The 7,808-nt window shown below is 64.7% G+C and carries 8 protein-coding genes and 1 pseudogene; 6 read left to right on the top strand and 3 right to left on the bottom strand.

All coding sequences use genetic code 11. The features are described from left to right. A pseudogene (locus VN856_RS06630) lies at positions 1–357 on the top strand (extradiol ring-cleavage dioxygenase); the annotation flags it as partial. Between the two features lie 14 nt (positions 358–371). Continuing rightward, complete coding sequence (locus VN856_RS06625; protein WP_325687342.1) at positions 372–1,403, top strand: amidohydrolase family protein; 1,032 nt, start codon at positions 372–374, stop codon at positions 1,401–1,403. Here the strand turns inward: VN856_RS06625 and VN856_RS06620 are convergent. Both VN856_RS06620 and VN856_RS06615 read right to left on the bottom strand, forming a co-directional pair. Continuing rightward, positions 1,387–2,694 (bottom strand): amidohydrolase family protein, encoded by a 1,308-nt coding sequence (locus tag VN856_RS06620; protein WP_325687340.1) that lies wholly within the window; start codon positions 2,692–2,694, stop codon positions 1,387–1,389. The two genes, VN856_RS06625 and VN856_RS06620, sit on opposite strands and share 17 nt — an antisense overlap. A gap of 3 nt (positions 2,695–2,697) precedes the next feature. Then, a complete protein-coding gene (locus VN856_RS06615; protein WP_325687344.1) occupies positions 2,698–3,252 on the bottom strand; it encodes a pyridoxamine 5'-phosphate oxidase family protein in 555 nt (184 codons plus the stop codon). 124 nt (positions 3,253–3,376) lie between these two features. On the opposite strand from VN856_RS06615, the gene VN856_RS06610 reads away from it, so the two are divergent. Further along, positions 3,377–4,075 carry a TetR/AcrR family transcriptional regulator gene (locus VN856_RS06610; RefSeq protein WP_325687338.1) on the top strand — a complete coding sequence of 233 codons (699 nt, stop codon included), beginning with the start codon at positions 3,377–3,379 and terminating at the stop codon, positions 4,073–4,075. Between the two features lie 90 nt (positions 4,076–4,165). Beyond that, positions 4,166–5,137, top strand: coding sequence for an NADPH:quinone oxidoreductase family protein (locus VN856_RS06605; RefSeq protein ID WP_325687336.1), 972 nt, complete (start codon positions 4,166–4,168; stop codon positions 5,135–5,137). Between the two features lie 71 nt (positions 5,138–5,208). On the opposite strand, the gene VN856_RS06600 is transcribed toward VN856_RS06605, so the two are convergent. Continuing rightward, positions 5,209–5,706 carry a polyketide cyclase gene (locus tag VN856_RS06600; RefSeq protein WP_325687334.1) on the bottom strand — a complete coding sequence of 166 codons (498 nt, stop codon included), beginning with the start codon at positions 5,704–5,706 and terminating at the stop codon, positions 5,209–5,211. A gap of 132 nt (positions 5,707–5,838) precedes the next feature. Between VN856_RS06600 and VN856_RS06595 the strand changes: the two genes are divergently transcribed. Continuing rightward, a complete protein-coding gene (locus VN856_RS06595) occupies positions 5,839–6,930 on the top strand; it encodes a homogentisate 1,2-dioxygenase (protein ID WP_325687332.1) in 1,092 nt (363 codons plus the stop codon). Beyond that, on the top strand, positions 6,930–7,808 hold an 879-nt coding region (locus tag VN856_RS06590), incomplete at its 3' end, for an alpha/beta hydrolase family protein (protein WP_325687330.1). The genes VN856_RS06595 and VN856_RS06590, both read left to right, overlap by 1 nt.

The following is a 7,808-nucleotide window of genomic DNA, read 5'->3' as shown; positions in this document are numbered from 1 at the left end:
CAGCACGTCAACATTCAGGTTGCCGACCTCGACGACATGATCGCGTCTTACCAACGGGTGAAAGACCTCGGATTTCAACTGGCACTGGACGTTGGTCAACACACCAACGACCGCGAACTGTCCTACTACGCCGTCACACCGTCGGGCTTCGAATGGGAAGTCGGGTGGAATCCCATCGTCGTCGACGAGAAGGCCTGGCAACCAACGACGTATCAGGGCATCAGCATCTGGGGACACACCCGCCAGGGGCAGACCGTCGTCGAGAAACTGGCTCAGTTCAAGACCGCGGCCCGGTCGCTGCTGCAGCGCGAAGACACCGTGCCCGCGCTGGCTCATGCCGGCATCCCCGACAACTGACAGGAGGCGAAACCGTGCTACGCATCGACACCCACCACCACCTGATCCCCCCTGATTACCGAAAAGCGTTGCAGCAGGCTGGGCTTAGTGCGGCCGGCGGCCGAGAGCTGCCCGAGTGGAGCCCCGAGGCATCGTTGCAGGCGATGGCAGACCTCGACGTCGGCACCGCGATCTTGTCGGTGTCCACCCCTGGCACGGCGTTTTTGCCGAACCCTGCCGACGCGGCCGCGCTCGCGCGCGGCCTCAACGACTACACCGTGGAACTGACAGCAGCACATCCCGACCGGTTTGGATTTTTTGCCACCGTTGCGCTGCCACATGTGGATGAGTCCGTCGCGGAAGTCGTGCGATCACTGGACGATCTGCACGCCGACGGTGTTGTGCTACTGGCCAACAACGCTGGCACCTATCTGGGTGAGGACGGCCAGGAGTCGCTGTTCGCCGCCCTCAACGAACGATCGGCGGTGGTGTTCATCCATCCGGCCGAGTTACCGGGTCCCACCGTGCCCGGCATCCCACCGTTCGCGGCGGACTTCCTGCTCGACACCACTCGTGCCGCATACTTGCTGGTGCGCAATGGAATTCGAAGCAAATACCCCAACATCCGCTTCATCCTGAGCCACGCCGGCGGGTTCGTACCCTATGCCAGTCACCGAATGGCCGTCGCGATCACAGCTGACACCGGCCGCAGCCCCGCCGATGTGCTCGACGACTTCGCGAGCTTCTACTTCGACACCGCGCTGTCCTCGAGCGCGGCTGCGTTGCCGACCTTGCTGGCCTTCGCCAAACCTGGCCACATCATGTTCGGATCCGACTTCCCGTTTGCCCCCACCGTCGCCGGAAAGATTTTCGCGGCGGGGCTGGAGACCTTTCCGGGAATCGACACCGGTGCACGGGCGGCTATCGAACGCACTAATGCCCTCGCGCTGTTCCCCCGGCTCGGCGCTGCACCGCACCCCATTTCGCAGTCACCCGCGCAACGGGTCCGGCACGTCGTCAGCCGATCCGTGATGCGCGGCGTCAGCCGGCTCACGAATACGGCATAAGCAACCGCGCTTCGGATTCCAGCAGTCTGCTTCTGAGTTCGTCGGGATCGACATCAGTCAGGGAGTGGTCGCGCTTTCGCCATCGTCCCGCGATCATCACCGCCTCGACATTGGCGAGGCTGGCGTGCAGCGCAGCGGCAATCGGGTCGCGAGCCGGCCAGAGGTTCAGCGAGCGAGCGTCGATAACCACCAAATCTGCCTGCATGCCCGGCTCGAGTCGGCCGACCCGATCGTCAAGGCCAAGTGCTCGCGCCCCTTCAACCGTCGCCCACGACAGCGCTTGCTTGCTACTGACCGACGCGGTCGTCGACATCATGCCGGTCTCGAGGCGCACGCGCTCGTGGTCAACGCCGCGCTGATGAGCCAACGCGATCCGGGCTGCAGTGAGAACCCCGCCGGATACCGCGGTTTCGGTGTCCGTGCCAAGCGACGGTGCCCTGCCGAGTCCCAAGAGACGTCCGGTAATCGGTGCGCAATGACCTTGACCGAGCTCGTTTTCCGGTGTGGAGGTGAAGGTGACGCCCAGGTCGGCAAGCGTCGTGAGCCACTCGTCGGTCAGTCCGGCGCCATGCACGATGTTGCTACGAGGCCCTAACAGATCCGCGGCGCGCACGGCTTCCCACGCGTCCGCCGGCTGGCCACCGCTCTGGTGCATCGAGGCGATCAGGCTCCGCTCGTCCGCGGCACGCAGATCGGCCACTGCCACATCGGGTGTCGAGTACTGCGGGCCCCGGATGGCCATTCCAATGTCCAGCAAGTCTCGTGCCAGGACCGGGCTGTCGAGCAGCCGATCGACGTCGTTCAGCGACTGCGCGGCATCCGGGTCACCATGTGGTGTGCCGTGCAAGAAAACCGCACGGATTCCGGACCGGTCAAGCGCTTCTACTGCCGCGTCGGTGTGCTCGGGCGATAAATTGTTGTGGCACCAATCCCCAAGCGTTGTTGTGCCGCAGTTGATTTGATTCAGCGCCCCAGCCAGGTTACCGATGTAGATATCGTCGGGGGTGTATCGCGGACCAATCTCGCCATGCACGCGGTGCAGGTATTGCGGCAGCGTCCAGTCGGCACCCGCCAGACGCAGCGCGCTCTGCCAGGTGTGCAGGTGCGCGTTGACCAAACCGGGGATGACGATGCGCCCCGACAGGTCAACGGTTTTAGCGCCGGCCGAATCGATCGACTCGCCGATGCCCGCGAGTCGATCGTCCTCCACCAGGACGTCGACGCGTTCTGCGTCGGGCCGATTCGGGGACATGGTAATCACCGTGGCCCCATGCAGCAGAAGGCGACTCACGGCTTAGGCCGGGTCCGCCGCGTCCCACGGCACGGTCGCCGACACCCAATGGGTGATCTGCTCTTCCTGGTCATTGCGGTGCAGGTGGCGCGGCGGCTGGGCGAAGGTCGCGTACGGCCGGCAGCGCACCACCACGCGGTCCTCCTGCTCGGCCATCGCCTCGACAAACGGGCGGCCCTCGTCGGGCAGCGGTTCCCCCGACATTCGTCCAGCCACGGCCATCATCACGTCGACCACGAGATCGCGGTCCCGTTCCACCGTGGCGTCGGCGTAGACCTGCAGATAGGCGAATGGCCAGTTCTCGTCGAGCACGCAAAGGCTCACCTTGCCGTCGCGGGCAACGGCTTTGGCCTTACCGCGCGGCGCCATCGTGGACACCAGCAGCTCGTCGTCGTCAGTGGGGATGTAATACACGATCGACATGGCCGGTCCATCGTGCAAGCGGCGATAGCCGTAGACGCAGGTGCGATGCGTGCGCACAAAGGTGCGCCGCTCCGAAGGCAGCATGTCGCGATCGGTGGGAACCGTGAATGGCTCCTCCGCAAGAGGTAACAGCATCATTTTCAGCCTCCTCGTTCCTAGATCTTTAATAACGGATACACTGTATCCATAAATGTAGCCCCGCGTCAACGCATAATGGCTACAGTGTTTCCGGTATTGCCGTCTGGTCAGGAGTGGTTGCGTGGCAGAACAGCAGGAGCGACGACGTTCCCCCGGCCGTCCCGCGATCGCACTCGATCGGATCGTCTCGACCGCACTGGAGATCGTCGACGAGCAGGGCGCTGAGTCGCTGTCGATGCGAGCGCTCGCTCAGCGGCTGGATTCCGGCACCGCCACCTTGTATCGGCATTTCGCCGGGCGGGCCGACGTCGTCGCGCACGTGATCGACCGGGTGTTCGGTGCGGCCGAGGTAGACGTGGCCGCGCTGAGCGCGTTGCCGTGGCCCGAGGCATGTAAAGCCGCCGCTCACAGCATGTTTGACGCGCTCGAGCAGCATCAGAACGTTACTCCGTTGCTGGTGGGCAACGTGCCGGTCGGGCCCAATGCGCTAGCGGCTCGCGAACGAATGATCGCGTTTCTGCTCGCGAGCGGATTCTCGCCCGACCTGGCGGCCCGCTCGTATGCGCTGTTATCGCGCTACGTTTTGGGATTCGCCATACAGCTCCCGGGCAGCCGCAATGGACTCGACGACGCCAGCCTGGCCCGGATATTCCACGACCTCGATCCCGGCCAGTTTCCGGCTACCGTCGCCGTCGCAGACCATCTGCCAGTGCCCTTCGACGAGGAATTCGACTTCGGTCTCGAGCTCATCGTCAATGGGCTCGCCCTGGCGCTGGCAGACGAGACTCGACCGAAAAAAGGTAAGCGCCGCAGGGGCTAGGTTGCATCGCGCCGCAGCCGATGCGTAGGGCCGAATCCCGCGGGGCTAACGTCGAACGCGAGCGACGTTCAGCCTGACGACGGAGGTGGCATGCGCGCAGCACAGTTGACCCGACTCGAGGGTCCAGACGCGGTCGAGGTCAGTGAGATCGATGAGCCGACCGGCGACGGCGTGGTCGTTGAGGTGCACGCGGCGGGCGCGGCCTTCCCCGATGCGCTGCTGACCCGAGGCCTCTACCAGTACCGGCCGGATCCGCCGTTCGTGTTGGGCGCCGAGATCGCCGGTGTGGTCCGATCGGCGCCGAAGGATGCCAACGTGAAACCTGGCGATCGCGTGGTCGGCCTGACCATGCTGACCGGCGGTATGGCCGAAGTCGCGGTGCTGGCACCCGACCGGGTGTTCAAATTGCCGGACAACGTGAGCTTCACGGCCGGCGCGGGATTGCTGTTCAACGACCTGACCATGTACTTCGCCCTGACCGTCCGCGGTCGGCTGCAGGCTGGCGACACGGTGTTGGTGCACGGCGCGGCCGGCGGGATCGGTACGTCGACGCTTCGACTGGCGTCGGTGTTGGGCGCGTCACGCGTCATCGCGGTGGTCAGCACCGAGGACAAGGCAGATATCGCGCGGGCGGCGGGTGCCACCGACGTCGTGCTGGCTGACGGGTTCAAGGACGCCGCAAAGGAATTGACGAACGGCCGCGGTGTCGACATCGTGGTCGATCCGGTCGGCGGCGACCGGTTCACCGATTCGCTGCGCTCGCTGGCGCCCGGCGGCCGGCTGCTGGTCATCGGCTTCACCGGCGGAGAGATCCCGACCGTGAAGGTCAACCGACTGCTGCTGAACAACATTGACGTCGTCGGTGTCGGCTGGGGCGCCTGGGCCGGCACGCACCCCGATGCCCTGACCGAGCAGTGGGCCGACCTCGAGAGGCTGCTGGCCTCGGGTCAGCTGCCTCCTCCCGAGCCGGTGGTCTACCCGCTGGAGGAAGCCGCTGCCGCGATCGCCTCGCTGGAGAATCGCACCGCGAAAGGAAAAGTCGTCCTGCGCGTGCGGGATTGACGCAGTGCGGCGGCCAACGCGTTGCGACACTTAAGCGGCTGCGACGACACGCCGGTTGGTGTCGCAGACGATTAAGCGTCGGCGGAAGCTCCAGCCCCCGCGGCCAGGTCGGACAGATGCTTGAGCGAATTGTCCAGGTGCGTCGGGTCGAACGGCGGGAATGGAATGTGCTCACGGAGTTCGGGCGGTACCGCCGACCAGTCGTAGGTAAGCGTGACGTGAGATTCAGCGGATCCTGCGTCGTCGATGTCGTAACGCCAAATCCAGCCGCCGAATGAAGGGTTCCCGTCTCCTGCATCGTCTTGGCCCGGTTGCCAGGCGATCGCGTGGGGGCGGTCGAACACGACCACCTTGTTGGCCATCTCGTAGTTCTTGGCGGGGTGGTTGTCGTGATACATCGCGATCCGGAAGATCTGGCCGTCCCCCGTCAACGTCTTGCCGTCGAGGGAGTCTCTCACCCAGCCGGTCCCGTCGATGGCGGCATGCATCGCGGGGTCTGCCAGTACGCCGAATACTGCGTCGGCCGCTGCGGGGATCGTGATCGTGGCAGTGATGGTGTCGTTGGTCATGCCCTACAGACTGCGCCCGACCGGAGAAGTCATCGCGAATACCGCAAACTACCCTTGTGTCGCGCAAGAAGAAAAAGTAATGTCACTTTCAGTTTCTGCCGCCCCGGATGCCGTCGCAACCCTGGAGTCGTAATGGAATCCTTCATTCACCTGCGCAAAGGCAAGACGCCGCGTCGACTGCACGCTGACCTCGAGGGCCAGAAAGACGACGAACTCGGCCGCGGCGGGTTCACCGGCCGGACCGCGAACCTGTACCGCCGCCACGACCCCACTGCCTACCGGTCAGAGGGCCCCTTACGTCCCCTCGACGTGCTGTCCAGCGACCTAAAGCCCAGCGACGCGACCGACGCCAACGGCGGGCCGCTGTTGATGTTCACCAACCCGGACTGCCGGATCTCGTTGTCCCGACGCCACGAGCCGATGCCGTATTTCGTCCGCCACGTCGACGGCGATCTGCTGTGCTTCGTGCACCACGGCACCGGTCTGCTGGAGACCGAGTTCGGGCCACTGCGTTACCGCGACGGCGATTGGGTGTATCTGCCCAAGGCATGCACCTGGCGTCACGTCCCCGAAGCCGAGACGACGTTGCTGATGATCGAGGCCAGCGACGAGTTCCGGGTTCCGCCACCGGGTTCGCTGGGCCGGCACTTCCCGTTCGACCCCTCACAGGCCGTCATCCCCGAACCCGAGCCGATCGACGACGACGGCCGCGACGAGTACCAGGTGCGGCTGGTCCACGAGGGCGGCCCGACAACGCTGTTCTACCAACATAATCCGCTCGATGTGGAAGGCTGGCGCGGCGACAACTTCGCCTTCACGTTCAACATCGACGACTACAACGTGGTGACCTCCGACAGCGTCCACCTCCCCCCAACCGTGCATCTGTTCATGCAGGCCACCGGGGTCTATGTAATGAACTTTCTGCCCAAGCCCGCCGAGGGCGTCCCGGGCACCGAGCGCACACCGTGGTATCACCGCAACGTCGACTACGACGAGATCGCCTTCTTCCATGGCGGTTCGCTCTACGGCATTCCCATGCCACCCGGCCTGATTTCCCATGCGCCACAGGGAGTTCACCACGGCGCGCCAGAGAAGGCGCGCGAGCGTGCCCGCCGCAAATTCGACGAGCATTCCCGCGTCGACTGGCAGGTGATCGCAGTCGACACCCGTCGGCGACTAACCCCGTCAGCCGAGGTGCTGGCACATGACCTAGGACAGCATTGATGACGCAAGCCGTGAAGCACGACTACGACCGGATCCCCTATCTCGTTGCCTTCCAGAACAATTCCGGGGTTCGCGATGTCTACGGTGGCCTCGCCGAGATCGTCGTGCTGGAAAGCTATCTGCTCAAGCCCAAGGACAACCCGTCGGACACCGTGCTGATGTTCATGCACCCGATCGGCGGTGGCGCGTATCTGCCGATGATCAACGCCTTGGCCCGGGCCGGTCACCATGTCATCTACTGCAACAGCAGGTTTCGCGGCACCGATTCGGGGTTGCTGATGGAGAAGGTGATCGAGGATCTCGGCGCCGCGATCAAGGATGCCAAGGAACGGCTCGGCTATCAGAAGGTGGTGCTGGCCGGGTGGAGCGGCGGCGGCTCGCTGTCGGTGCTGTATCAGCAGCAGGCCCAGCACGCGACCATCACGTCGAGCCCGTCAGGTGACGGACCCGACCTCACCCAGCTCGATCTGCCCGCCGCGGACGGACTCATGCTGCTGGCCGCACACATCAGCCGGCACGGCACGCTGACCGAGTGGATCGACGGGTCCATTCTCGACGAATCCGATCCGACCAAACGGGATCCGGAGCTGGACCTGTACAACCCGGACAACCCGAACCAGCCGCCCTACACCGAGGAGTTCCTCACCCGCTACCGGCAAGCCCAGATCGACCGTAACCGCCGCATAACCGCCTGGGTCAAGGACAAACTGTCCGAATTGAAAGCCGCCGGCCGTCCCGACGACGAGTTCGGCTTCGTCGTGCACGGCACCATGGCCGACCCGCGGTGGCTCGATCCGGCTGTCGATCCCAACGAACGGGTTCCGGGAACGTGCTATCTGGGCGATCCTCAAGTGGTGAACATGGGCCCGGTCGGACTC

The organism is Mycobacterium sp. (assembly GCF_035603715.1).
Taxonomy (GTDB): domain Bacteria; phylum Actinomycetota; class Actinomycetes; order Mycobacteriales; family Mycobacteriaceae; genus Mycobacterium.
Note: the sequence above shows the minus strand (reverse complement) of the source record. Positions and strands in the feature narration are given on the sequence as shown.